We start from the raw sequence: 26,958 nt of genomic DNA, 5'->3' as shown, positions 1-26,958 counted from the left end.
CCAGATGGCAAATGGCGAGATAGGGAAATGTGAGGAGGCTTCGGTTTTGATGCAAATAACGGGTGGTCTATCTACACGCATTAACTGATATTATCTAATAATCTCGATTTCGAGACGCGTATAGCTGTCAAGATTGGTGATTTCCGGTTTTGGAAGGGGGTGGCCGTTCAGGCGGAAGGAGGCTTGCCTTTTCTGTATGCCCTGGCCTTTTGTGGTGATTTTGACACAGAGCGGGATCTGTCGGTAGCCGCCCCCCTCTTTTGCCAGATGGATGATCCGGCGCAGTGTCATTTCCCCCTTGAGGGCCGCCGGCAGATTCGGTTCGATGCGGATGGCCGGTTCGGTCGGGTTATGGAGTTGGAAGGTGAGTCCGGCGATTTTGTGGAAGACTTCGACAATCCAATCGACTGATCCAGAAAGACCGAAATACATTCCCTTGCCGAAATGGGGGTCATCTTTGTCGGAAACGTAGGAGGTGCTGGGCGTCTCGAACGGGCCGCACAGGTGCTCATCGCGCAAGGCCGACATCATGGGCTTGAACTGTTCCCACACCGTGTCCGCCTGACCGAGAAGCGAGAGCCTGAAGCGGTGCATCATCACCTGGCAGTGGTGATATTCCCCGTTTTCGGCCGTGCCGACCGGTAACATCCCCATACGGCCCGCCAGCGCAATGGACTGGGCATTATTGGCAATGGGTTTGGTGTACATCACCAGACCCAGCCGCTGGTCATAAAACAGCGTGTCCACCGTGTGTAACATCCGGGTGATCATGCGGGGGGCCTCCGGTATTCCGGTGAGCCAGGGCCGGCTGATGGTCAGCATCTCCAGGGCATAGGCCTGGCAGTTTAATTCGCGCCGCTTAATGCCGTCGAAATCCGTTCCTTTCAAGGATCCCAGGGTGTAGCCTTTTCCGCCCCGGGCATAATCCGGTCGTGAGCCGTCCACAGTGAGCTCATGAATGCAATTCAAAAAGCCCGCCGGGAAGCGTGCCGGACCATCTTCCCATGCGACCTTAACGATATTCTGGCGCAAGCGGTCCGCGAAGGTCTTCATCCGCAGGATGTCCAGCGGGATGCCCGCCCTGGTCAGCGCGTCCCTTACCTGCCGGCTTGCGAAGAGATCAATGGTCTCCACCAGTGCGAGGAAGACATGGGCGGAGAGTCTCGTTTGGACACCACGTCCCTGACCGCGTGTGCGGGCATCCCCGACCACGCTGGTGCCGAACATGTCAATCGGATCACACCAATCCCCGTAAAGGATTTGAGCCATGCCATAAGGCGAATCGACGACATGCCGCTCAAAGCAGGTGAAGATTTCCTGGACGACTTCCGCTATGGACAGGCGCGTATTACCCCCGAGGATGCCTGAGGTTTCAGGATGGTCCGGATCGGTTAGGTGGATGGTGCCTACTTGCTCCAACAAGGGGGTGATGTCGCCGGTTTCCCTGACATACATGTTGAGTGAGTTGACCAGCCAGAGCGGACTGTCGGTATAGGGGCGGTTATCATTTTTGACTTCCCGGGTGCGGTCATTCCAGCGGCTTGGATACTGGCGGGGAAACATGCCGTGCAATTTTTCCTGCAGCGTGAGAGGTCGGGCGTTAGAGAGGGGGGCTTCCACGGTTCGGTACATGAAACTCAGCGCGTAAATAAGATCTGTCCGGATCCGGCCCGGGTCTTCCTTCATTTTCGGCCACATATCCTGCCCCCGGTCACGGGTCCCCAGTTCAATACCGTCGGCCAGTTTGGCGCCATGTGCCCGGCAGTTTTCATAGAGTTCCATGACGCCGGTCCAAACCGAGTTGGCGTATTCCGACACCGCCCGTTCAGCGGGGAACTGCACCTCAAAGAAAGGCCAGGGTTTTCCTTCGCTCAACACCCCTGACGGCTTCAGTGTTGTCGAGGTGTTTTTTAGTAAGGTGCTGCTGGCCTTCTCAAATGCCTTGGCCATGGCGGCGTAGGTGGGCTCTCGATGTCCGGCCTCAGCGCGAAAGGTGTCGCATACGCCTTTGTCGGTCACATAGAGCAGGCTTTGCCGCAGGGTGGCGGAAGTGCTGCCGGGCAGAGTGAACCCGAACTGGTTGGCGCCAATGGCGGCGGTGGAGAAGCGGTTGATTTCCCGTCCGGCTCCACCTTTTAACATATGTCCCTGTCGCACCGCTTGGGGCAGCTGGGCGCTGGCGGCGGTGTTACCGACAAAGGTGGAGTAATCGCAAGTGGCATCAAGGGGGGTGAACCGGACCGGCTCACTGGTGAGACGTTTGATCTGGATGATGTCGGAGTAGGGCACCCGTGCGGTCATGACCAGTTCGGTGAGCGTGGCCGGATAACCGCAGTCATACCAGATCTCCTTGTTGTAAGCGAAGCGCTGGGTGCCATGCAGGCCATAATAGGTCCATAAGTCGCCTGTGACTGTGGTCCGTCCGAGATTCTTGACATAGATGTCACGAACGAGGGCCGGGCCTTGGTCGGTTTCCCGCAGCATCAGGCGCACGGCCGTGGCGAGGCGGATGCCCGGGGCAGGGCGGAATTCCGACGCAAACCACATTGATCGTTCAGGCGCGGCCAACTTCACCACTTTGATCCAGGTCGGAGTGCAGTCGTTCGCGCTGTGGGGATTGATCAGAGAGACGGTCTGCCGTTTTCCACCCGCCAGAAAAGAGAGCCAGACATTGCCGGAGGGAACGCCGGTTTCACGTTTTTCGACAGGGTCAAAATGGCTTTCGAGGACTTTGATCTCCATTCCGTCGGGCAGTTTGATTTCGAAGCCGACGGAGCCGTTAGACATAAAGGTGGCGGTGCTGGGCCCCTGGGTATCCACCAGTATGGAGGGACACCCGCAGGGATGTGCGTTGTAGATGACTTCGCCTCCGTCGCCATACCCGCCCAGCCGGTTGACGCGAAACGCGGGCTGAATCGCCAGGATATGTTCCGCCTGTTGGGATAGGGTGAAGCTCCAGTGCAAGTGTGACGTGTTTTTTTGAGAAAGTTTCATGTTATGATTTCCCTAATGAGGATCATCACCGATTCATTTAAAGGTTTACGAGGGATTCAATCGAACTGCCCTGCATCCGTCAAGTATAACAAATATATTGTCGCTTGACCGGGGGCGGGCTGTATGTTGAAATATTAAGCAATTCACAAGGAGACGCTTGAGATGCCTGTTTCTTCCATGCCGACTGATGATAAATACAAAGTCGGTACGTTGCATTACACCAAAGTCACCCTGTTCGCACTCTTCAGTTGGATGATTTGGGGCAATCTGTGTTTCCTGCTTTTCGAATCGGCTGGCGGTCCAAACATCCTGGGATTATTCCTGCAGGACAACTTCCATGTCAGCAACCTCCAGGTCAACATCCTGTTCAATGTCATTCCCATGGTCATAGGAACCGTGATGACACCGATTGTCAGTTTCAAGTCGGATCGCACTCGCAGTCGCTTTGGCCGGCGCATCCCTTACATCTTGTTCACCATGCCGTTTCTGGTTTTTTTTGCGGCCGCGCTCGGTTTCTCTGACGACATTATTGCCTTTTGCAAGACGCACTTGTCTGAGACCTCTTTTATTTCACCTTTTGCCGCTGCGCTCATTGCCATAGGTTTTCTCACCATTGGCTTCTCGTTTTTCAACGAGTTCGTGGGGACCGTCTATTACTATCTTTGCCCTGATGTTATCCCACGACATTTCATAGGGCGTTTTCAAGGGGTATCCCAGGTTTTCGGGACGGCCTCCGGCATCCTAATTAATATTTATATTATTCCCCATCAACTGACTCACATCAAGGCCATCCATGTGGGCGTGGCGATTCTTTATTTTGTGGGATTTGGACTGCTTTGTTGGCGGGTTAAGGAGGGGGAATACCCGCCTGTGACGGATGTCACCCAAAAAACCAGATTTCGGGATCAGGTTAAACTGTATTTCAGGGAGTGTTTTACCCACCCCGTATTCATCCTGTTCTATCTCTCGACCGCGGTGGCGGTGCTCGCTAGAGGCCTTAATCCATCAGGCGTTTTTGGCCTCCATCTCAGCCAACACCAAAAAAGTATTGTGGCGTATTCCGATACGGACCATGCAAGCATCACTACCCCTGCCATTCAACGGGCCTCCATGGTCCTGGCGATGACTCCGGACGGTCGGTGGGCCGTTTCCGGCGGTCCCGACGGCCTGCTCAAGGTGTGGGATGTTAATATACTGAATACACCGGTCCTGCTCACAACGATTGACACCCGGTCTGGGCCGGTATCCGCCGTGGCCGTTTCGTCGAACGGACAGACCCTTGTATCAGGTTCACGGGGCGGGATTCTGAAGATCTGGGAAGCCGGGACAGGGAAATGCCTGCAGCGTCTACCCGCTCACGAGGGCACTGTGTGTAGCGTTGCGCTTTCCCCCGACAATAGGTTGGTGGCTTCTGCTGGCACCGATAAGCAGGTGAAGCTCTGGAATTGCCAGGACGGAACAGTTCTCGCCAAGTTGTCAGGCCACGATGATGTTGTGAACGCGGTCGCCTTCTCCTGCCGCGGCGATCGCCTGGTTTCCGGGGGGGCAGACAAAAAGATTATTATTTGGGATGCCCTCACGGGCGCCCTTCTGAAAACGATTGAAGGAAGTCCAGGCCCTGTCTACACGGTTTGCTTCTCTCCCGGATTGACGGCCGTGCCAAAGTCTGAAGAACCCAAGAAAGGGGGCTGGGCCTCCTTTCTTGGTGTCGTGGAATCGTTCCTCACGGCTGTCTTCACAAACGAATCACTGTATGATGTCCCACCCGACCGGACGAGCAGGATTCTTGGGGACGATCTCTGGATCCTGTCGGGTGGACGTGATGGCCGAAAAGATAGCGAGAACTCCCTGGTGCGGATTTGGGACGTAAATAACGGGCAATTGATTCAGACATTGAAAGGGCACAAGCAAGCCATTTCATGTGTGATTTACAAGCCCGACCTCCGCGTAATCCTGAGCGGCAGCATGGATGAGAGCATCCGGTTGTGGAGGCCCCTGGCGATTAGCGATGCCGCCACGGATCAGTCTTTCAAGACATTCTCGGGTTACACCCATTCCGTTACGGCGCTGGCATGTCAAAGCCGAGGGGTGAAGGTGGCCAATGCCAGCGATAATGGGACGTTGCACCTCTGGGATATCGACCGGGGTATTAGTTTGGCCAGGGTCGGGATGACAGGGATTTTCCTGAATATCATTGGTCTGTTGTTGGCCTATCCGATCGGGGCTCTGGTGGATCGCAGGAATCCCCTCAAGTTGGTCCTGGTGGCCACCGCAGTCTTGATCCCCCTCGCGATTTCAAGATTTCTGTGGCTTCATGACTATACCTTCAGCGTGTGGGCCAGTCTCGTCACCAAGCCATTTGAGATGCTGGGGGCCATGGCATTGATGCCCATGCTCATCATGATATTACCCAAGACAAAGTACGGTCAGATGTGTTCAGCCAATGCCATGGTCAGACAGTTCGTTGCGGCCGTCGCGGGGCCTGCCGGGGCTATTTTCATGGATTATCTGACGGCAGGCTCGATGGATACCGACAACTTCCGATATGGGTTTCTGTTCCAGGGCCTTGCGAGTGCCCTGAGTTTCATGGCGCTCCTGGGTGTCTATCAATACTGGAAAAAGCTGGGTGCCGAAAACTACGTGGCTCCCGAAGCGGATGACGCCTCTCTTAATCGCCCGTTGCCTTGAACTCAGTCGGTTTCGAAAGAGACCACGCAGGCTTCGTTCTGTTTCCAACGCAGGGGAAATTCCCGGCCATTACCCAGGGGCTTTCCGGTGCGCTCATCCTTGACGTTTCGCACAGGCGTGGCGAAAGCGAGGGTGACGGGAATCGTCTCGTCTTTCAGGCCGACTGCTGCCCCGCCCCCGAGATCCGTTGCCGCCACGTCCTTGTTGGCAATGAGGAAGAGGATCGTCCGGTTTCCCTGATTCCAGTAGGTGATCTCGTAGCCGAACTCCTTGTCGCCAGCGTCCTTCAGCTGGACCCATCGCCGGATTCCCGCGTCATGGATCGGCTTCATGAAGATGGAGCGTTTTGAGGCGGCCTCGGCACCTTGAAGACGATACGCATTATACCATTGGGGGGACAGATTCATCAGGACGGCGGTGCCTTTGCCGATGTGATTGATCTTGACTGTACCCATGTTACGCACGGCCTTGTTAAAGCCGTTGGCGTCGCGGATGCAGGTGTTTGCCCGGGTTAACATCACCTCGGGGTTCCGGGTGGTGAAGTTGGCATCCTGGTCGGTCTCGCACCAGAGTTTGTCGTTGCCATTGAATACGTCCTTACAGGTCATGGCGGAGCTGTGCTTGACGCCAAAAAGGTCGTCGAGGGCGCCGCCGGTGGCCCGTCCTTTTCCGTGCTGGTCCCACAGGCCGGGCAGGGTGTCGGCCACAACGGTTCCGCCACGCTCGCAAAATGCTTTGATCTGCCGGGCTTCGGCATCGGAGAGACACCAGGTGGAGGGCAGGATGAGGACCTTGTACGAGGAAGGGACGCCGGACTGTATGAGATCCACGTAACTGAGGAAGTTAAACTGGAGTCCCTCGTCCCTGAGCATGTTCAGCCACGCCTTGCGGCATTGGGGGACGCACCCGAGGCGCGAGTCGTCGTTACGACTGCCCCAGGTTTTGCCGTGTGCGGCTGCGTCCAGAATCCAGCCCAGTTGGATGGAGGCATGGCTGTAATAGACCGCGATGCCGTCATGCTTCCATTCGGCGCCGCTCATCAAGGGCCCGATTTTTTCGCCGCATTCCCGGTAGGTAGGGGCAATGGCGTTCAGCCAGGGATTGGGGTGTGATGCATCATCAAACCATTTTTCCACCCAGGCGATGTGGCCCCGATTTCCCTGTGCCAGATAGTACCAGGCCTGCCAGGCGGCATCCGAGACATCATTGCTCTTGCCTGAATAGAAGAAGGAGGTGACCGTAGGCATCGCATTGCGGGGGTTGAGGGATCGGATCACGGACTGGGAGTCGCCCTTGTTATAGGCTTCGATGTACTGGACTTTTCGCATGATTTTGGCGTAGTCGTAACCGCCGAAGGCGGCCGGCTGCTGGCCTCCTACAAACCCGCAGGGGGTTGCGGAATCCTGAGTGTTGGCATAAGTCACGAGGTCACCGAGGAAATTGTTAAAGTAGGAGTCATTGAAGGACCATTGGTCCATCACGGGGCTGGCGTCAAAGTTGGACAGGCTCCATCCGGCGAGATGAGTCCGGATTTCATTGTAGCTTATCCACTGTTTGGGACGAGGGGCTCCCGGACCGTAAATTTCGCAGAGCCAGGCCGTATAGGCGGCTCCATCGTCAGTCACCTGCCACATACATGGATGCACGAAAAACCCCCAGGAAATTTCATCATCTAACGCGTATGCGGCGCGATAGGGCGAGGATTTAACTTGGGCGATGCGGGTCTTGATCAGGGTTTTCAGGCGGGTTTTCATGACTTCGTTGATGGGTTTGGCGCGTAGCCCGGTACCGTGAATCTGATCGGCTTTATCCTTCGGGAACTGGTCCCAAAGGTGGAGGTCGCCCTTTCCGGCAAGATGGTCCACATAGAAACGAAATTTGTTCGAGTTAATCCAGTCGAGGTGGTCAGGATTACCATGATCTACGAAGGCGCCGTTGATGCCGGTCTCCTTGCAGAATTGCCCCGAGGCCTCCGTAAACCCGATGGTCCACTGGTAATACCAGGGCATATAAACCCAGTTCGGATAGGCGTTGATCAAAAAAGCCTTGTCCTGTTTTACGGGTTGGAAGTCCCGGGAGTTTTTGACGTATGTTTCATAGGGATCCACGCCTGCCATTACTTTGGCGCCCAATATGGTCACTAGGGTTAATGCCGTTCCCCACCGCCGCCAGTCATTCATCATGGTACGTCTCCTTGTTTTTCCTGGCACCACTATCCGACTCCATTCTTCATTTTTCAAGTATAATTTATATATTACTTTAAGAGGGTGGGGGAAGGCCTTCATAAAGGCTTGAGTTGGCGTGGGGCTCCCTCTATATTCATTAAATGATCACATTTCGTTCCAACAGTAAGGATCCCCTGCACATTCAGGGGGCTGAACGCATCCGTAAGTATATCGCCCGCCAACGGTTGCGCCAGGGGGATGCCTTGCCGCCGGTCAAGGAACTCTGCGACTACCTCGGCCTGTCGTATGTGACGGTTCATAAGGCGTTGGCGGTCCTGGCGCGCAAAGGCCTTGTCCAGCCCATACGGGGTAAGGGTACTTTTGTTACGGGTCGGGGTGGGGCGGGTCAGGGACCAAGCCAGATTGGATTGGTGTCGGTCGGAGCCCATGCCTCCATGCTCCAGCAGGGGTATCGGCTTGAGATGTTCAGGGGTATCATTGAGACGGCCGGGGATCAGCATGTGGATGTCCGGATGTTTTCCCTGAAAAATCCGGCCGATCGGCTATCAAGTCAGGAATTGCGGCAAATGGAGATCGACGGCTTGTTGGTTATGGAGTTGACCGATCCGGCGTTGATGAAGCGCTTTGTCCGGTCAGGTGTCCCGGTTGTTGTGGCGGATTCGTGTCTGCCGGATATTCCTTTGAACTATGTGGTTTGCGACAATGAGGGCGCTGCTACCCGCTCTGTCAAGTATCTGGTCGAGATGGGGCACCGGCGAATCCATTATGTGGGCGGGGCGACCCGCCATCCGGTGACCAATGCCCTGGTCAGTTCATGGGACGCAGAGATCCGTCGCAGGTTCTACGAGATCGCCATGGAGCAGGCTGGGCTCGTTCCCGTCTGCCACGGCGGGGAGAGCGGCCTTGATAAAAAGAGGGTGGAGTCCTTAATCAAGACCTGCATCAGGGGCAATAACCGTCCCACGGCGGTGGTGACCTATGATTGCGCCGTGGCTCATCAGTTCATCGATGGACTTAAACAGGCAGGGATCTCGGTGCCGGGCGACTTGTCGGTAGTGGCTGTAGCGGGTGAGCTAACCGCGGAGAAGGGGTACAGCCCCCTGTTGTCCCATAATTCATTTGATTTTCATGGGATGGGCGTCCAGGCGCTGCGCATTCTGATGGACCGGTTCAGCGATCCCGATATGCCGATGGCCCAGGCGGCGATCCACCGTGTTGGATTTACATTCGTTGAGGGGGAAACGGTCGCAACTCTTAGGCCCTCCTGATTCTTCTTAATTCCGCTTCTTTCATTTTATTCCTTCAAATATAATTTATATACATACATGATGGGGTTTGGTATCGTCATTGGATGAGTGTTTGCACTTTGATTAAGGAGGCACGGGCGGCGGCAGGCCGGTTCCGGGCGTTACGCGTACAGGAGTCGGTGAAGTCCATCTGGAGTCATGCCCGGTGGATGGATACGCCTGCCGTGCAGAGGGCGGCGGAGACGGTTGCCGGTGAGTTACGCCGGGCGGGCCTCCAAAATGTAAAGATCGAGACGATTCCGGCTGACGGCACGACGGACTACGGCGGATGGATTATGCCGGTGGCTTGGTCTGTCAAAGAGGCCCGGTTGGAGTTGCGGGATCCGGTAACCCCTGATCCGGTGTTGATCGATTACGCTAAGGTTCCTCAGGGGCTCGCGATGTACAGTCCGGGGACCCCGGGCGGTCGCTGGGTGGAGGGGCCTGTGATCGCCTCCACTGATGCGTACTCGGTGCGTAGACAGCTGAAAGGTGCTTTTCTGCTTTTGGAAGGGATTGCGGGCTCATTTGAAGCAACCGAAGCCGCGGCAGAGGCGGGGGCGCTGGGGGTGCTGGTGTGCGGCACCCATGATGACCGCAAGGCCTCCCGCTATCTCAACTATGCCGTTTCGCCTGCTGCGGATCGTCTTTGTATCCCGTGTTTTTCCTTGTCGCCGGAAGTTGGGGACAGGGTGCGGGCACTGCTGGGGAGACCCGGTGGACTGCGGCTTCGCGCCCGGGTAAAGGCTGGGCGCAAAGCCGGAACGATGCCCCTGGTGACGGCTACGCTGGGGCCGGCTAATCCTTCGCTCTATATCTGCGCCCATTTGGATGAGCCTGGTGCCCAGGATAACGCGTCCGGGGTGGCCGTGGCGCTTGAGGTGGTGAGGATTCTGCGTGCGTTGGAGGTGGCTCCTGGATTCCGTGATGCTAAACGGGGGGTCCGGGTATTTTTCTCAACCGAGGTCAGGGGGGTGCAGGCGTGGGTGAACCGCGTTCCGAAAGAAAACACCTTTATCGCCGGGATCAACCTCGACATGGTCGGGCACGACCTCGTTCCCGTTGTCCTGAGAGGCGGATTCCGGGATCAGCCCCATTTTGCGCGACATCTCCTGCGTGAGGCGGCACAGATTGCGGATCAACTGGTAAAGGGTATTCCGACGAAGACGGGCTTTAATTATGTGAGCGATGCCATCCTGAAAACCTGCCAAACCGCCGCGCATGTTTCCATTGAGCAGGCGGTGGATTCAACCTATCATACATCGTCCGATGAGCCTGATCGGCTTAAACTAAGGACGATCCGGTGGGTAGGGTCGACCGCGACGGCTTTTCTATATTCCGCCATGCGGATGGACAATGATGATATTTTGCGTTTAGCGCGGGTGATCCTGACGGAAAGGGATCGTGAGCTTCGTGAGAAGACCGGGAAGGCAGAGGTGATCGGCCGGCGGGTGCAACATGAGCTCGAGTCGTTACGCCGATTGATGACCGTACCGGAGTTGTATGGAGACAGGCTCAAGCCGGAGGATTTGTACCGGGAAGGCGTCAGTCGAGCCACCGGGTGTTGGCCTGAAGTGGCGCAGCAGGCTGAACTGGATCGACTCATTGCCGGACACGCGGGACAGAAGTTATCCAGGGCCGGATGTTCATACGTCCCTGGAGGAACTTTGGCGGTTGCCCACAAGGAGGCAACGCGCTTGGTCCCTCAGATCCTGTTCAACGGATTTCTAACCTTCGAGGATGAGTGGCGTCCGGACCAGGCTTCTGCGTTGAAGAAAGCCCTGGGACTGTCACCCGCTTGGGGAACCGAGGGCTGGGCGTGGATGCTGGCACGTCAGTTCAGGGGTAAATCCACGGTGGCGGAGGTCGTGAACAAACTGGCCATGATCGGTGTCGAGATTGATATGGAGAAAGCCGTGCGACTGGCGCAACACCTTGTGCAAACCGGCAAGGCGCGCCTGATGCCGATGATTACGCCGTCTGTGCTTCGTGAAAAGCTTAAGGCGGTTGGGCTGAAACGGGGCGGCCTTGTAGTCGCCCATTGTTCGCTCAGTAATTTCGGTTATGTCCAGGGCGGATCTGCAACAGTCGTGGATGTCCTTCTGGATCTCGTGGGACCGCGCGGCACATTGGCGATGCCAACGCACACGAACAGTGTGCTTGGCGCACAGCCGTATGACCGTAAACTATCCCCTTCGCTGGTTGGGGCCGTTACAGAATATTTCAGGACACGCCCTGGGGTATTTCGCAGCGCCCATCCCACCCATTCCGTCGCGGCTTTCGGGCCTGCCGCGAGGGACCTGACCGAGGCGCACAAGGTTACCATGTCGCCGATGGATCGCGCGGGTTTCTGGGGGCGGCTGGTTGATCTCGAAGGGGATGTTCTTCTGCTTTGCCCGATTCGAAGCGCTACCCTGTTCCATGCCGGTGAGGATTGGACCGGTGTGCCGCAGCCCGTTCTCATTGCCCATGCCATTGGACCAGACAACCGGCGCCGGGTTCATATCCTGCCCCATGCCCCCTGGCATGTGGACCATTTTGAGTCCACCATGGCGGCCCCTTTGTTGAAACAGGGACTTATGCGGAGCATGGGCTTGGGTGATGGGGTTATCTATCACGTTCCGGCGCGTGCCGTGGCTGACATTAGTGTCAAAGTGAACCAGGCCAACCCTTTGGTTAGCCTCGGTAAGGGAGGAACCTGCACTTGCTTCTATTGTAAGACGCTTCGAAATGGGATTGCCGCAATATTGAACAAGAAAATAAAGGCAGAATATGAAAACTAGGTTTATTGTGGTCGGGACGGGGAATCGCGGGTTGGGATGTTTTGCCAAGGGGCTCCTGGGCTTTCCTGGCAAAGGGCTTCCCGAATTTCCGGACCATGCGGATCTCGTCGCGTTGGTGGATTCCAACCTGATGCGGGGTAAAGCCGCGGCGCGCGAACTGCTTCGTCCTGATATGCCGGTGTTTCGCACGATTCGCGAGGCGCAGCATCATATACCTGCCGACTGGTGCATTGTGACCACGCCGGATTGTGAACATCGTGATGTGGTCGTGGAGGCCTTGGAGGCCGGTCTGAAAGTACTGGTGGACAAACCGCTGGCCACCAGCGTCATGGAGTGCGACCAAATCATCGCGGTGGCGGCGCGGACGGGGAACGAGGTGGTGGTCGGCCATAACATGCGCTACCAGCCCTGGACACTGAAGGCGGCTAAACTGGTGCGCGAGGGAGTGATTGGCAATGTGATTTCCGTTGAGGCTGCCGAGGTACTCTCCTACTCTCACGGGGGTGATTACTTCCATCGTTGGCACAGCGACTTTTCGAAATCGGCCGGTTTGGCAAACCACAAGTGCTGCCATCATCTTGATATCCTCTGCTGGATCATCAACGACGATCCCGTAGAGGTATCGTCGCGGGGGGGGCGGAGCTTCTATCGGGCCCGGCCTGACCTTAATCACGGGGTGCGTTGCGGCGACTGTGCGATCACGGCGACCTGTCCGCATTATTTCGACATGGACAAGTGGGACGGGGTGTATCGCCGGATCTACCGGGAGGCGGAAGGGGAGGATGGGTATGTTCGTGATCGGTGTGTCTTCAGCGACCGCCATACAGTGTATGATCACCAGTCTTTCCAGATCCGGTTCGCTAAAGGAATTCTGGCGGTGTTTACGCTGGTCACGTTCTCGCCGACTGAAGGATGCTATTTCTATATCACAGGGACCAAGGGGCGGCTGGAGTTGGGCGAGAATGTTTCAGATCGCAAACCCTACCTGAGGTTGATAGACGCCGCAGGAAAGACCACCGAGTTTGTTGTGACGCAGGATACGTCGGAACATGAACATGGCCATGGAGGGGCGGATATCCGGCTGATTGCCGACCGCCTGGGATTGGGTGATTCCGATCCCCTGCAGAAGGCGACCACTGCGGAGGCCCGGCGTGCCGTGTTGATTGCAGACCTGTCGTCACGATCGGTGGCGGCCGGTGGAATTCCCGTCACGCCGGACGCTGCTGGCCATGATTTTCCGCCCGCTCCGCCGATGCCATAAAAGGAAACGAAACACATGCCACCTATCCAGTTGAAACCATTGAAACGGATGGAATCATTAACCCTTGAGAATCGGGATGTTTCCCTCGCCGTGGAAAAGAGGACCGGGTGGATCCGCTCCCTCAATTTCAAGGGGAAGAACATCGACCTCTTTCAGCAACTCCGGCAGGGAATTCCCGGATATATCGGCGGGCTGAGGATTTATGACGAATATGATGAGAAATGGTTTGACGATCTTAATGACCCCTTCACGGTAACCGGTTGCCGGCAGCGTGGCAACGTCGTCACGTTTGCCAAGCACTTCCGCGGTGCGGCCTTCATGCTTTTGGTCAAGTTTACGCTGGGGAAAGACGCCTTCCAATGGGAGGTGAGGGCTGAAAAGAAATCGCCCAAGCTGCATGACCGTTCGCTCCGGATCCACTTTACATGGCCCGTGATTGCAGGTTGGAATGTCTGGGCGCCGGCCTATGGCGCGGAATTTGTGTTCGACGGTATGACCTCATTCGAATACATGCACCTTCAGGTACCGTACGTCTCCAACAAGGAAATCATCCTGCCGATGATTTCCCACTTCAGCCGGGATCTGGATGTTGGTTTCTCCATCATGGAGCCCATTGACGCCAAGGTGCCAGCGGCCAAGTTCCAGGTCTCGAACGGCGAGAGATGCTACAACTGGGGTTCGATGAAAAAAGATATCAGGTCCGTTCCGGTGCTGGAAACCGTTAATTACTACATTGGTTTGATCGGTACCCGGCCGATGAAAACGAAGATCATGATGATGTTCCACTCCGGTGACTGGCGGCCGGCGCTTGGTCAGGTTTTTAAACGCTGGCCTGAATATTTCACGCCCACCTCCGACACCATTTACACGCATGAGGGCACGTTCACCTGCGAGGGCGTTCAGACGGCGGACGATCTGCAGCGATGCAAGGATTTTGGGATCAAGACGCTTGAAGTCCACGGCCACTTTGAGGACTACGGCGACTACTATCAGGCTGGTAAGGACTCCTGGCATACCAACTGGGCCAAGGAAACCTATTTCCACAAACATGGGCGTAAGATCACGCCCGCGCAGCTCGACGAATACTTTGACACCCATATGGATTCGGAAATCGACGCGGAGTTACGGAGCATGCAGTCTGCTGACCCGAATGTTTCGCATCGGCAGGTCCGGCACCACCGTGCTGATATTCGGTCTCGTCTGGCAAAACTTTCGCGCGCCGGTGTGGGTTGCTACTGGTACTTCAACTACACCGATGGCTATCGTCCTCGTGTCGAGCGGGAGTGGCCTGACTCCATTGCCCGGAATGAGGACGGTTCATATCAGGCGTCGGGTTGGCATAATTGCCACAACATGAACGCTGATCCGCGCTGGTCTTTCGGCCGACACATGATCCGTGACGCCCGTCGCATTTTCGAGGGTTATCCCTCACTGGCAGGCTTCTTTCTCGACTGCTTCCGCCACTATGATATTGATTTCGCCCACGATGACGGCATAACGGTGGTGAATAACAAGCCCGCCTATTGTATGAACTTCTCTTATGATGGTGCCGAGAAGGCCATAAAGAAGTTCATGATTCCCCGCGGACTGGCCTCGTTCGCCAACAAGCCGCAATCCATCCGATCCCTGCGTTGGACCGATGGCGTTCTGCTTGAGGGAGACGGCGATTATGGTGAGGAGAAGTACTTCTGGGCCAGTCTGGCCAAACCGCTTTTTTTCATGTGGACAAGCAACAAGAAGACGATCGATGAAAATCTCCGCCGCTGCATACTCCACGGGTGCTTTCCGAAATACGCCTCCGATCCCAATCTCACCTATGCCCGGAACAAGGCTTTGTTTTCAAAGTATCTTCCGCTTTGCGAACAGTTCAAACGGCGGATCTTTTGTTTTGAAGCTGATCCTCTGCGCGTACCTGTCGGCTCGCGTGGTAAACTCTATACGGTCGGGCAGGACTATATTGCCGGAATCATGTCGGAATTCCTGGCGGCGGATGATACGGTGAGTTATGGTCACACTCCACACGTCGTATTCCGTGTGACGCGTGGAGCCGATGTTGGCAAGGTTGGCATGATGGTCCCCGGTGATAAGAAATGGCGGTTCCTGAAGGTACGGTTCGATGGAACCTTCGTGTACGTGCCACTCGAAGGTTACAAGAACTGTGCGGTTGTACGCCTGTTCGTTACCCGGAATACAGGCAAAAGTATCGGGATAAATCGGTTCAAAGAAGGTGTGGATTACTGTGGCGATCCGGAAAGTTCGTTTTGTGAGAGGAATGAGCGGTGAGTATCATGACTCGCATACGCATACCTTATCATCAAACCTACGAGGAGGCTGAGATCCCTGATCGACAGTTGCGGGCTGTCCTGGTTCCGTCCTGTTTTCATGGACTTGGGGGTGGAGCCCCTTCATTGGTTCAGCAACAACAATGTGTTGAACGGGCCCTTGATCAGCCTATCGATTCTCCACGCCTTGAAGTGTTGGCTGCCGGGCGAAAGACAGTGACCATCATTGTCAGTGACCATACCCGTCCCGTTCCCAGTCGGATTACCTTGCCACTATTGTTGGAGCGGTTACGTTTGGGGAATCCCGGAATTACCGTAACCATTTTGGTCGCAACCGGCTGTCATCGGGCTACAAGTGATAAAGAGCTGCGAGCCAAGTTTGGTGATCATATCTGTGACACCGAGCGATTGGTCGTGCATGACTGCGAAGATCGCGACAGCCTGATTCACCTTGGGACATTTCCCTCGGGTGGGGCGTTGTGGTTGAACCGGCATGCGCTGGAAACGGACCTGTTGATTTCCGAGGGGTTTATTGAACCTCATTTCTTTGCGGGCTTCTCCGGGGGACGTAAAAGTGTCATGCCCGGCATTGCCGGACGTCAGACCGTTCTCGCCAATCATTGTGCCCGGTTTATTGAGGATCCACGAGCCCGGACGGGCAATCTGGAGGGTAACCCGATTCACGGAGACATGTTATTTGCTGCAGATCAAGCCCGGCTGGCCTTCATTCTCAATGTCACTTTGAATCCGGACAAGACCATTTCCGCAGCCTTTGCCGGTCATCCCGAGCACGCCCACCTTGCGGGTTGTGCGTGGCTGAAAGAAGGCGTTAGCCTGCGTGCCGTACCGACGGAAATTGTTATTACCAGCAATGGGGGATACCCGCTGGATCAGAATCTCTACCAGGCGGTCAAGGGCATGACCACTGCGGAGAGTTGCTGCAAAAATGGCGGCACGATCATTATGGTGGCCGGGTGTAGCGATGGATATGGTGGGGAGGAGTTTTATCGCTGCTTGTCTGGTGCGAAAAGCCCGCAGGCGCTATTAGATCAGGTACGGCGGGTCCCGCAGGAGGAAACCCAGCAGGATCAGTGGCAATACCAGATTCTGGCGCGCATTCTTTCCAATCACCGTGTCATTCTTGTGACCCATTTCTGTGATGGACCGTTCATTCGGGCCATGCATATGGAGCATGCGGAAACCCTTCAGGAGGCTGTCAAAATGGCCCTTGATACCGCAGGCCCGGAGGCTGGCATCACCGTCATTCCTGACGGCGTTGGCGTGATTGTGGAATAGAAAAGATTAGATACACGTGATGAGCGGTCAAGAGGGAGTAACCATGATGAATATGGGACGCAAGCTGGTGCCAGTCTTCAATCCTTTCACTGATGGAAAGAAACTGGTTATCCGTGGCGTTGGTTTGGAGATCCTCAGGGAACTTCGCCGCCGTGGCAGCGCCATTCCGAAACACAACCCGCTTTCCCGCGAGAATCCCGAGTATGACTGGGTGAGCCTTGATGCGGAAATACTGAAGGGGGGCTCGATGAAATTCCTGGAAAGGGCGGGGTGTAGACGCGATTAGTACCATCGGTTCTTGTGCTTGAAATATGTTATTTTCGTGTTTGCAAATATAATACATATAGACTAACATTTCAACAGTAGGAGTTAATATGGTATGTCGAAAGACGGGGAGGGTGACGGTATGAAAGTACGGATTGAAGGCCTGATGCGGGGTATTCTGTTTGTAGCGTTGTTGATGGGATTGGTCGGTTCTGCCTCTGCCCAGAAATCCCTGAGCTATAGTACTAATTCCTTTTTGGAACGCTGGCAGAATGACGGCGGGATCGGCAGCACGATCACGGTGACACTCACGAACGATGTCTTTGCGGGAACAAATGGCCAGGAGTATGTGGGCTCGGGCTGGGTGACTCCGACCAATGTCCCCTCCGGGTTGACAGCCCAGGCGACGCGTACCGCCACCAATAAAGTAGTGTTATCGCTGGCCGGTAATGCCGCCAGCCATACCACAGCGGCGAATATCAGTAATCTTAGCTTTGCCTTCCTTGACGGGGCCTTCAGCAATGGCCCGGCATCTTCTGTTGCCAATGCCAGCGGCACTAACCTGCTTGTCACCTTCTTGGCTCAGGTGTCATCTAATTGGTATGTGTCCGCCACCGGCAGTGACGCCAATTCAGGACTGTCGCCGGCTACTCCGTTCGGGACGGTATCCAATGCCATTGCCCATGCACAGACCGCTGCTAACGATGTCATCCATCTGGCCGCCGGCATCTATACTGAGAATACCGGCGAATCCTTCCTCAATGGAATCACCAGGGTCGTCACGATTTCAGGCAATAACAGTTCTGATACGATTCTGCAGGCGGCGTCTACGCCCTATACGACCAATAAGAACATTCTGGCGTTCAGTGTAAACGGCATGATCAGCAACCTTGCGCTGCAGAATGGCAACACCACCAGCCCCGGCGGAGCCCTCAATCTTGCAAATAATTGCGAGTACTACTTCGATAGTTGCCTGTTTGCGAGTAACGCCACAACGTCAAAGGGTGGCGCCATCTACGCCAACAATGGTGCGGCAACTCTTAATTTCCGGAATTGCCAATTTGTTGGCAACCGGGCGAGTCTTGATGGTGGCGCAGTCTATACTTATACTCCCGGTCTCTGGGCTTCCAACTGTACGTTTTTTGCCAACGCATCAGGTGGTAGTGGCGGGGCGCTCCACCGGAATGATGGCAGCAGCACCGGCAGCATCACGGTCTACAATTCGCTTTTCTCCGGGAATAGCGCCACCAACAGTGGGGGCGCTATCTATGGGAACACGTACACCGCGCTGACGATCTGGAACTCCACCCTTTCGAGTAACAGCGCCGGAATTTCCGGTGGCGCCCTCTATTCGAATCTCAAAAATGGTACGCCCTCATGTCTGATCAATAATTCTACCCTTTACGCAAACAGATCCGGGAACATCGGGGGCGGGATATATCATTGGTCCAATGGCGGCAATCCGCTTGTTCTCGACAATTCCACTGTTTTTGGGAATACCGCGGCGATAAACGGCGGCGGTGTGTACACGGATGCGGGGGCATCCTATAGCCTCTACAGTTCGATTGTGGCTGGCAATACGGCGCCCACCGGACCTGACATTGGAGTCCAAAGTGGTGGAGCGGGGACAATTAGCCGAAGTCTCATCGGTAACAGCACCAATGCCGGCACCGGACTTGTCATCGGCAACCCCAATGCCTCTGGTAGCTATATCGGGACATCAGGGGCGCCGATCAACCCGGCACTTCTCCCGTTATCCAACAACGGTGGTTTGCGGTTGACGTGCGCTTTGTCGGCTGCCAGTCCGGCCGTCAACAACGGGACCAACCTCCTCAACCTTGCCTTTGACGAACGCGGCCCGGGATTTGTCCGCCTTGTTGGCACCGGATCTGATATGGGCGCCTACGAGTTCGGCGCGGGACCGGCGCGGTTTATCTACTCTTCCGGTGTGTTTGACGAGGCACCCGCCAATGATGGCTCGATTGACAATTCCTCGCCGCTTCAGATCACCCTGGCGGAAGGGATTGATGCGTTCACAGGGGTGAACGGTGACAATTTCGTAACCCAGGGGAAGTTGGTGGTTTCGAACCTGCCATCCGGATTGGCCGTGGTGGCCTCTCGTGCCAGCAGTACCAACTTGAGTGTCACGATAACGGGCAAGGCGACGGCGAACAACACGGCCGACAGCGTCACTAATCTCACCTTCACGTTTCAGCCCAATGCGCTGGCTGGGGGCGTGGTCTCCAATGCCGTAAACGTCACGGTCAATACTCTGCAATTGCTGTTTAATGACAATGTCAACCCGTCCCTCTGGTATGGTGGTTCAACTTTTACTGAGTCGGCGGCGAACAATGGCGCCATCGGCAATACCATCTCGATAACGCTGAGCAACGACACCTTCACGGGGGTGAACGGCGATGATTTTGTGGTGTCCAACAAGGTCACCGTTGCCAATATGCCGCCAGGCCTGACGGTGGTCCTTACCCGTCAGGGGCCCAAGAGCCTGAACGCCTCCCTGTTCGGCAGTGCCACGGCGCATAATTCGGCGAACAATGTCGGCAACCTGACATTCACATTCCTGAATAGCGCCTTTGTTGGTGGCAATGCCTCCATTGTTTCCAACGCCGTGGTATCAACCCTGGCGGTCCAATTCCTGGATCCTCTACTGACCTATTCGGCCAAGACCTTCTATGAAACGTGGAAGAATGATGGGAGCCTCTCCAATACCCTCTCCGTAATGCTGTCAGGCGATTCCTTCAACGCTGTGGCCGGGGAGGATCTCGTTGCGAGCGGAAAAGTGGTGCCGGTGAATCTCCCTTCCGGGTTGACGGCCGTTGTGCGATGGCAGGGGGTGGCGACGCTTGCCATTTCGCTGCTTGATAACGCGGTGAACCATGCCAGCTATCAGAATGTGAGCAATCTCGGTTTCACATTTGGCAATCTGGCTTTTGTTGGAAATCAAGCTGGAATTGTAGGCAACTACAACGAATCGGACCTGGCGATTACCTGGTTACCGCAGGATTCATCCAATCTCTATGTATCGGTTTCCGGCGTGGATACGAATACCAACAATGGATCACTGGCGCAACCGTTCCGAACGGTAGCGTATGCCGTCAGCCGTGCTCAGAGTGCGGCCAACGATGTGATCCACCTGCTGCCCGGTGTCTACACCGAATCCAACATCAGTGTCGGCAAGCCCCTGACCTTTGCAGGCAACACCAGTAGGGATACGGTCTTGCAGGCGGCGGCCGCGCCATTCACCACCTTTCAGAGTACGGGGATCCTGAATTTCACGACTCCCGGGATCATCAGGAACCTCACGCTGCAGAATGGTTACGCGACCAATGCCAATGTTAGCGGTGGCGCCGTAAATCTGTCCGCATCCGATTTCCTCTTCGATGGTTGCCGGTTTGCCAGCAACGCGACAATGTTCGTGGGCGGCGCGGTTGCCGGACCTGAAAATACGAGCGCTCAGACCTACCAGTTCCTGAATTGCCAGTTTATTGGCAACCGTGCGGTGCGTGAAGGGGGCGCGATCTATACGTACACACCCAGCCTCTGGTTATCCAACTGCACCTTCCTGGTCAATACTTCCGGGATCAATGGGGGTGCGGTCAGTCGTAGTAATGTCGGTATTGGAACCCTGACTGTGCTCGATTCACTGTTTGCGGGCAATGCCGCCACCACTAACGGTGGCGCCATCTACGGGGCGGCGGATACGGCGGTGATCCTTTTGAGTTCCACCCTGTGCAGCAATAGCGCGGGCGGTTATGGGGGCGGGCTCTATTCCGCCCTGCAGGGTAACAATACGACCAATCTGGTGATCAACTCGACATTGGCTGTGAATACGGCGGGAATATTCGGCGGGGGGGTGTATCATTGGTCCAATACCGGTAAACAACTCTCTCTGTACAACTCCACTGTGTTCGCGAATGTTGCCACCTCGAACGGGGGGGGGATCTACATGGATTTTGGACCGGCCTACAACCTCTACAGTTCCATCGTGGCGAGCAATTCGGCCGCCATCGGACCGGATATCGGCGTGCAACTTGGCGGAGCCGGCGTGGTGACCAACAGTCTGGTCGGGAACAACTCCGGAGCGGGGAGCGGCCTGAACACGAACAGCGTCCCGAATGTCAGCGGCAGTTACATCGGCACGGCGGCGGCACCAATTGATCCGCGACTCCAGCCGCTGGCGATCAACGGGGGGATTCTTCCGACTTGCGCCCTGTCTGCGGGAAGCCCGGCAATTAATCATGGCGTCAACGTGCTTGGTCTGGCGACGGATGAACGGGGTGTCGGCTTCAGCCGTATGGTGGATGCTGGGTGTGACATGGGGGCATTTGAGAGTGGAAATGTAATTCCCTCGGCTCAGCATGGAATGATCTTGATTGTGAATTGATTTCGAGGTGCTGAAGAATTTTTTCGGTTGCGGCGTAAATGGTTGTGTGTGGGGGGATGATGATGAAAGGGGGCGCGTGTTATGAATCGAATCGTTAAATGGAGCGGGTGTTTACCCTTGCTTGCGGGGTTTCTGTGTCTGGGCTTGCTCGAGGCTCATGCTGCGAATTACTCAATGACGGTCACATTCCCGGGGTACAATAACCGGACGGAAACCCTGACGAACTTTCCGGCGCTGGTGACGCTGAGCAACAATGTCGGCATGAGCGGGTTCAATTACACTAACTTCAGTTCACCCTACGGCTACGATCTGCGATTCGCCGATGTATTGGGCTCAAACCTGAACTACGAGATCGAGTCATGGAACACCAATGGGGCGTCGCTTGTCTGGGTGCAGTTACCGTACCTGCACGGCAACGGCACCGAGACAATCACCGCAACCTGGGGAAATAGCGGGAATGGCCAATTGGCCTTCACGACAAACGGGGCGGTGTGGGCTAATGGATATGTCGGCGTATGGCACATGGACCATACGAACGGCCTAGGTCAGATTCCGGATTCCACCGCCGGAGGATGGCATGGAACGCAGACGGGAATGATCCAAACAAATGGTATGGCCGCAGGGGGGTATTGTGTCACGAGCGCAGTATCCACATACTATATCACAACGTTATCCAACACCGTCAGTGGAGCGTCTGGGTTAACCCTTGAAGCGTGGGGTAAAGTGCCGTCACTGACAACTTACGCAGCCCTGTTTCGTAAAGACACGATCTGCCTCCTTCGCGCCAGCAGTTCATCACCTCACGTCACTGAGTTTCTTCTTGGTGTTGGTGGTAACTCTTGGAGCGGCGCAGGCCTCATGACCGGATCTACCGCCATTGACGGTGGGGTGTGGCATTATGTGGCTGGTACTTACGATAGTGCCATTACAACCAAGCGCATCTTGCTTGATGGCAAAGTTGATGCCTCTTCCACAAGCGTATCAGGCGCAATAAACGCTGGTAGTGCGAGTCTGAACCCTATCTACATTGCTGGCGGTGGGAGTCAGCCATGGGCGTCAGCATCGGGAGGAGGACTTGTGGATGAGGCTCGCATCTCGATTGTTGGACGGTCCACCAACTGGATCTGGGCGACCTATGTGAACATCGCCTCCAATACTACAGTTTTCAACTCCTATGGACCTGCGGCCGTTGCCGGAGTGGCGGCGATCGCCAACCAGGACCCCCCTTTGAATATTGGGGCCTACTTGGCGACGGTACAAGGAAATCTCGCGAGCGACGGGGGGGTGGCAACCACCGTGTACCTGTTATGGTCCACCAATTCAAATTCGTCACCGTTGGATAATCTGACCAATCTGAATGTGAAAACTCCGGGGCTGGTGAACTGTACGTTGTCAAATCTGACACCCATGACCTCTTACTACTACACTTTTATGGCCAGTAATTCAGTAGGGCCGCTCTACTGGGCAAATACAACCAACAACTTCAGGACAACCAATGCAATCCCGGCCATCACGCTGGTGGGCTCGAGCAATGTCGTGTCTACCTCGGTCGCCCTCTATGCGAATCTCTCCTCCACGGGAGCCTGGCCGACGACAGTGTACTGCTCATGGGGGCTGTCGAATGGGAGCTTGACCGCGAGCAATATGGGGTCCGCGGGGCTGGCACCCGGATTGGTGAGTAATCTTTTGACAGGGCTGACCCCCAGCATGGCTTATTCCTATACCTTTATGGCGAGCAATCAGGCGGGAGTGGCGATTACAACGACGAACAGTTTCACCACCTATCCGGCGGGTGTGGATGCGGTCTGGGTCGGCGGGTATGCGGGTAATTCTTGGACCAATGCGGCGAACTGGAGTCCGGCCGGTGAGATCGACCCCGGCAAGAACTACCTAGTGAACACGCTGGCCAACACCTGCACGGTCACGGCGAGCGGGACATTCATCGGGAAGAGTTTGACCATTGCATCAGGCGGTCTGTTTCTGATTCCGGATAGCGTGGCGGCGAGTCTGAGCGGGGTGGGGACAGGCAATACCAATGCCCTGGTCCTGTCGGGCGGTGCGGTGCGGTTTCTGGGAGCGGGACCGCCTAGTCTGGTCGTCACCAACGGGATTAATGTGGCCGATGGGACGACTAACACCCTGATGCTGGATACCACGAGCACGAGCCATGATAATATCCTGACTCCGTCATCCCTGTCTGGTGCCGGGATGCTGAGGAAGACCGGGGCCGGCGCGCTGCAGATTTTTGGACTCTACAGTCCCTCCTTCACCGGGACGGTGAATATTGATGCCGGGGTGATGGAGTTGAATGCGCCATCTGTCTTTTCCAATGCCACGGTGTATGTGAATGTGGGAGGAACGAATACACTTATTAATGCGGCGATCTCATATGCCGGGTTCATTTTCAATGGGGGAACCTTAAACACGCTGGGCGGGGCTAGTTGTGCCTTGAAAAGCCCGGTTATCAATGTCGCCCAACGGAGCTACATTGTGGGATTAACCGCACTCTTCAACGGTATCATGACGGGGAGTTCCAACCTGGTGCTGGCGCCCGGGTATACCATGCTGTTCGCGTCCCCGGATGGCTCCGGCTATTACGGGGCACTGGAGTTCGGTGCTGGGGCGACGAATGACCTCTCCGGCTACAGCACGACACTGGGTGGGTTGGTGAGTCCCAATGGCCAGGGGTTGGTAAGGAATAGTTCCGCCACCTTGGCCACGCTGACGCTACAGCCTCCGGCGGGGGTAACGAACGATTACTCGGGTTCGATCGGCAGCTCGAACATTGCGCTGGTGGTGACCAATCGCGGGGTGCAGAAGCTGAGCGGGTCGTGTGTCTATACCGGGCTGACCCTGGTGGCGAACGGAACGCTGTTGGTGAATGGGCCGTTATCCAACGCGGGGGGATCGGTGGCAGTGACCGCGGGTGGGACATTGGGCGGAACGGGAACAATTAATCGGGCCGTGGCTGTGGCCAACGGGGCGATGCTGTCACCGGGTGATGGAGGCATTGGCACTTTAACCGTGAGTAACCTCATGCTTTCTGCGGGTAGCACGAATATATTTGAACTGGCCAGTACGTTGTCCGGCGACCAGGTGTTGATTAACGGAAATAATGCGCTAGGAGGGGTCTTGCAGGTGGTGGCGCGGGGTGGCTATGTGCCCGTAGCGGGCGATCATTTCCTGATTATGACTAATACGGGCGTGTTGTCGGGTTCCTTCGACAACATCGCGGCGGCACATGTCAACGTGGTGAGCAATGACATGGCACACACGGTGATCGGGCGGATCGGGGTTTATGTCAATGTTCCCGCAGGGAGCGTGACCCTGAGCAATTTTGTTGCCGGCACGGTAGCGCCGGTGATGGTTAACGGGGCGGCCACGGGGATCGGGGCGTATTCGGCTACGGTATCGGGGAATCTGGAGGATGAGGGTGGGGAGGCAACAACGGTAACCCTCCGCTGGGGAATCAGTTCTGGCGCCTTGAACAGCGTAACGAATCTTGGTGTTTGGACGCAGGGTGCGGTGAGTAATACGCTGACGGGTTTGACCCCTGTGACGGCTTACTACTACACATTTATGGCGAGCAACTCGGTGGGGCCATGCTGGCCCGCGACGACCAACGTCTTTACGACGACAAATGCGGCGCCAGTCATTGTACTGGCGGGAACGAGCAACATGTGGAACAACGCGGCGACGCTATGTGCGAGTTTGATCTCCACAGGAGTTTGGCCGACGACGGTATTCTGCTACTGGGGGACGAATTCCACGACGTTTGGCAATAGTACGAACCTTGGGATAGTACCCTTCGGGTTGGTCAGTAATGACGTCAGTCTGAATCCTTCTGCGACATATTACTGGACATACCGGGCGACGAATGCGGCGGGTGATGTCTGGGCATCGGCGACGAACGCGTTCACCACCTTTGAGGCGGGCGTGGATGAGGTTTGGGTCGGCGGACATGCCGGGAATTCCTGGACAAACGCGGCAAACTGGAATCCCGCCGGGGAAATTGACCCCAACAAGAACTATCTTGTGAACTCGCTAGCCAACACCTGTACGGTCACGGCGACTGGCACATTTATTGGAAAGAGTTTGACGATTGCGACCGGCGGCTTGCTCTGGATCCCTGAAGGCGGGATTTCAGCCCTGTTCAGTGGGACGGGGACGGGGCACACCAATGCCTTGATCCTGGCGGGAGGCACAGTCAGGATTTATGGATCGATTAATGCCATGTCATATCTCAGCGTCACCAACGGAATCAATGTGGCAGATGGAACCACGAATACGCTTCAGATGGATGAGAATTATTGTATTGCCGAGAATATTTCCAGTTTGACAGCCTTTTCCGGCGGAGGGGTGCTGAATAAGCGGGGGGCCGGCCTGTTGTGGTTGAACTCGCCCCATAGTCCTGCTTTTACAGGCACGGTAAATGTGAATGCGGGCATCATCATTCCCTCCAGCACTTGTTTTTCAAATGCCACCTTGTTTCTGAACCCCGGGGGGACCAATGCCCTGGCCAACATACCCTATTACTTCGGATTGCTGGTGTTGAACGGGGGGTATTTGTCCCAGGGCTATAATCAGTCCTTGAGTGGAAGTAATGCGGTTGTTCAGAAAAGCTATGTTCAGTTGTATAACACGAGCGTTAACGGGGTCATGACAGGGAGTTCGAATCTGGTACTGCTCCCTGGCTCCATCCTATCGATCGGAAATCCATTCAACGGGAGTGGTTACTATGGGGCTCTGGAATTCGGAGCAGGGGCATCATATGACCTAATGGGGCATGCCGCGACGCTGGGCGGATTGTTGAGTGGCGCTGGTGGAGCCGGCATTGTGAAAAACAGTGGCTCACAGGTGGCTACGCTCACGCTGCAGCCGCCGGTGGGCATGACGAACGACTTTTCGGGTATGATCGGCAGTTCAAACATTGCCCTGATGGTGACGAATTGCGGGGTCCAGAAGTTGAGCGGGTCATGCAGCTACACCGGGGTGACCACGGTGGCCGGCGGGACACTTATGGTGATCGGCACGTTGTCCAATGCGGTGGGGGCGGTGGGGGTGAATGCAGGAGGGACCCTCGGGGGAACGGGGTTGATTAACCGGACGGTTGCGGTGAATGCGGGCGGAATATTGTCCCCCGGCGATGCTGGCATCGGTACGCTGATAATGAGCAATCTGACGCTGTCTTCAGGGAGTACGAATTGGGTGGAGTTAGGCGATGGGTCACAGAGTACTCGTGTTATGGTAAATGGATCCCTTGTTCTGGATGGCGTGCTGAAGGTTGTGGTGTCGGATAATCATTTGCCTTATTACGCCAGTTTCCTGATTGCTACCAATACGGGATCGCTGTCAGGCTCTTTTGCCAATCTGGTGGATTCTTATGTAAAGGTAATGGATATGCACCGGGTTGCGACGATTGGGAAATTGCATGTAACCGTGAATTCCCATGCCGTTACGCTCGACCAATTTGAAACGCTAATAACAGGGTCGGTCTATTCAATCAGATGATCCAG

General features: G+C 55.7%; 11 protein-coding genes. 9 read left to right on the top strand and 2 right to left on the bottom strand.

Annotated elements, in window-relative coordinates; all coding sequences use genetic code 11:
• Positions 1 to 90 precede the first annotated feature (90 nt).
• Entirely contained in the window at positions 91 to 2,994 is a 2,904-nt protein-coding gene (locus WCS52_01580) for a hypothetical protein (GenBank protein MEI6165863.1), read from the bottom strand.
• 162 nt (positions 2,995 to 3,156) lie between these two features.
• Here WCS52_01580 and WCS52_01575 point away from each other — a divergent pair, with 162 nt between their 5' ends.
• Positions 3,157 to 5,682: an MFS transporter gene (locus WCS52_01575; GenBank protein MEI6165862.1), complete on the top strand. Its 2,526-nt coding sequence runs from the start codon at positions 3,157 to 3,159 to the stop codon at positions 5,680 to 5,682.
• 2 nt (positions 5,683 to 5,684) lie between these two features.
• Here the strand turns inward: WCS52_01575 and WCS52_01570 are convergent, their stop codons facing one another.
• Complete coding sequence (locus tag WCS52_01570; GenBank protein MEI6165861.1) at positions 5,685 to 7,865, bottom strand: beta-galactosidase trimerization domain-containing protein; 2,181 nt, start codon at positions 7,863 to 7,865, stop codon at positions 5,685 to 5,687.
• A gap of 143 nt (positions 7,866 to 8,008) precedes the next feature.
• On the opposite strand from WCS52_01570, the gene WCS52_01565 reads away from it, so the two are divergent.
• The 8 genes from WCS52_01565 (at position 8,009) to WCS52_01530 (ending at position 26,953) form a co-directional block, all read left to right on the top strand.
• Positions 8,009 to 9,136, top strand: a complete 1,128-nt coding sequence (locus WCS52_01565) for a substrate-binding domain-containing protein (protein MEI6165860.1) — start codon at positions 8,009 to 8,011, stop codon at positions 9,134 to 9,136.
• Between the two features lie 83 nt (positions 9,137 to 9,219).
• Entirely contained in the window at positions 9,220 to 11,937 is a 2,718-nt protein-coding gene (locus tag WCS52_01560) for an AAC(3) family N-acetyltransferase (GenBank protein MEI6165859.1), read from the top strand.
• Positions 11,927 to 13,198, top strand: a complete 1,272-nt coding sequence (locus WCS52_01555; protein ID MEI6165858.1) for a Gfo/Idh/MocA family oxidoreductase — start codon at positions 11,927 to 11,929, stop codon at positions 13,196 to 13,198. Before WCS52_01560 ends, WCS52_01555 begins: the two co-directional genes overlap by 11 nt.
• 15 nt (positions 13,199 to 13,213) lie before the next feature.
• The gene (locus WCS52_01550; GenBank protein ID MEI6165857.1) at positions 13,214 to 15,481 is read left to right on the top strand and encodes a hypothetical protein; all 2,268 of its coding nucleotides are present in this window, start codon (positions 13,214 to 13,216) and stop codon (positions 15,479 to 15,481) included.
• Between the two features lie 5 nt (positions 15,482 to 15,486).
• Positions 15,487 to 16,776 (top strand): nickel-dependent lactate racemase, encoded by a 1,290-nt coding sequence (larA, locus tag WCS52_01545; GenBank protein ID MEI6165856.1) that lies wholly within the window; start codon positions 15,487 to 15,489, stop codon positions 16,774 to 16,776.
• A gap of 43 nt (positions 16,777 to 16,819) precedes the next feature.
• Positions 16,820 to 17,062: a hypothetical protein gene (locus WCS52_01540; protein MEI6165855.1), complete on the top strand. Its 243-nt coding sequence runs from the start codon at positions 16,820 to 16,822 to the stop codon at positions 17,060 to 17,062.
• 120 nt (positions 17,063 to 17,182) lie between these two features.
• A complete protein-coding gene (locus WCS52_01535; protein MEI6165854.1) occupies positions 17,183 to 21,442 on the top strand; it encodes a choice-of-anchor Q domain-containing protein in 4,260 nt (1,419 codons plus the stop codon).
• Between the two features lie 81 nt (positions 21,443 to 21,523).
• Positions 21,524 to 26,953, top strand: a complete 5,430-nt coding sequence (locus WCS52_01530) for a DUF2341 domain-containing protein (protein ID MEI6165853.1) — start codon at positions 21,524 to 21,526, stop codon at positions 26,951 to 26,953.
• Positions 26,954 to 26,958 lie beyond the last annotated feature (5 nt).

This window comes from bacterium, from assembly GCA_037128595.1.
GTDB lineage: Bacteria > Verrucomicrobiota > Kiritimatiellia > CAIKKV01 > CAITUY01 > JAABPW01.
This window is presented reverse-complemented; position numbering and strand designations above follow the sequence as displayed.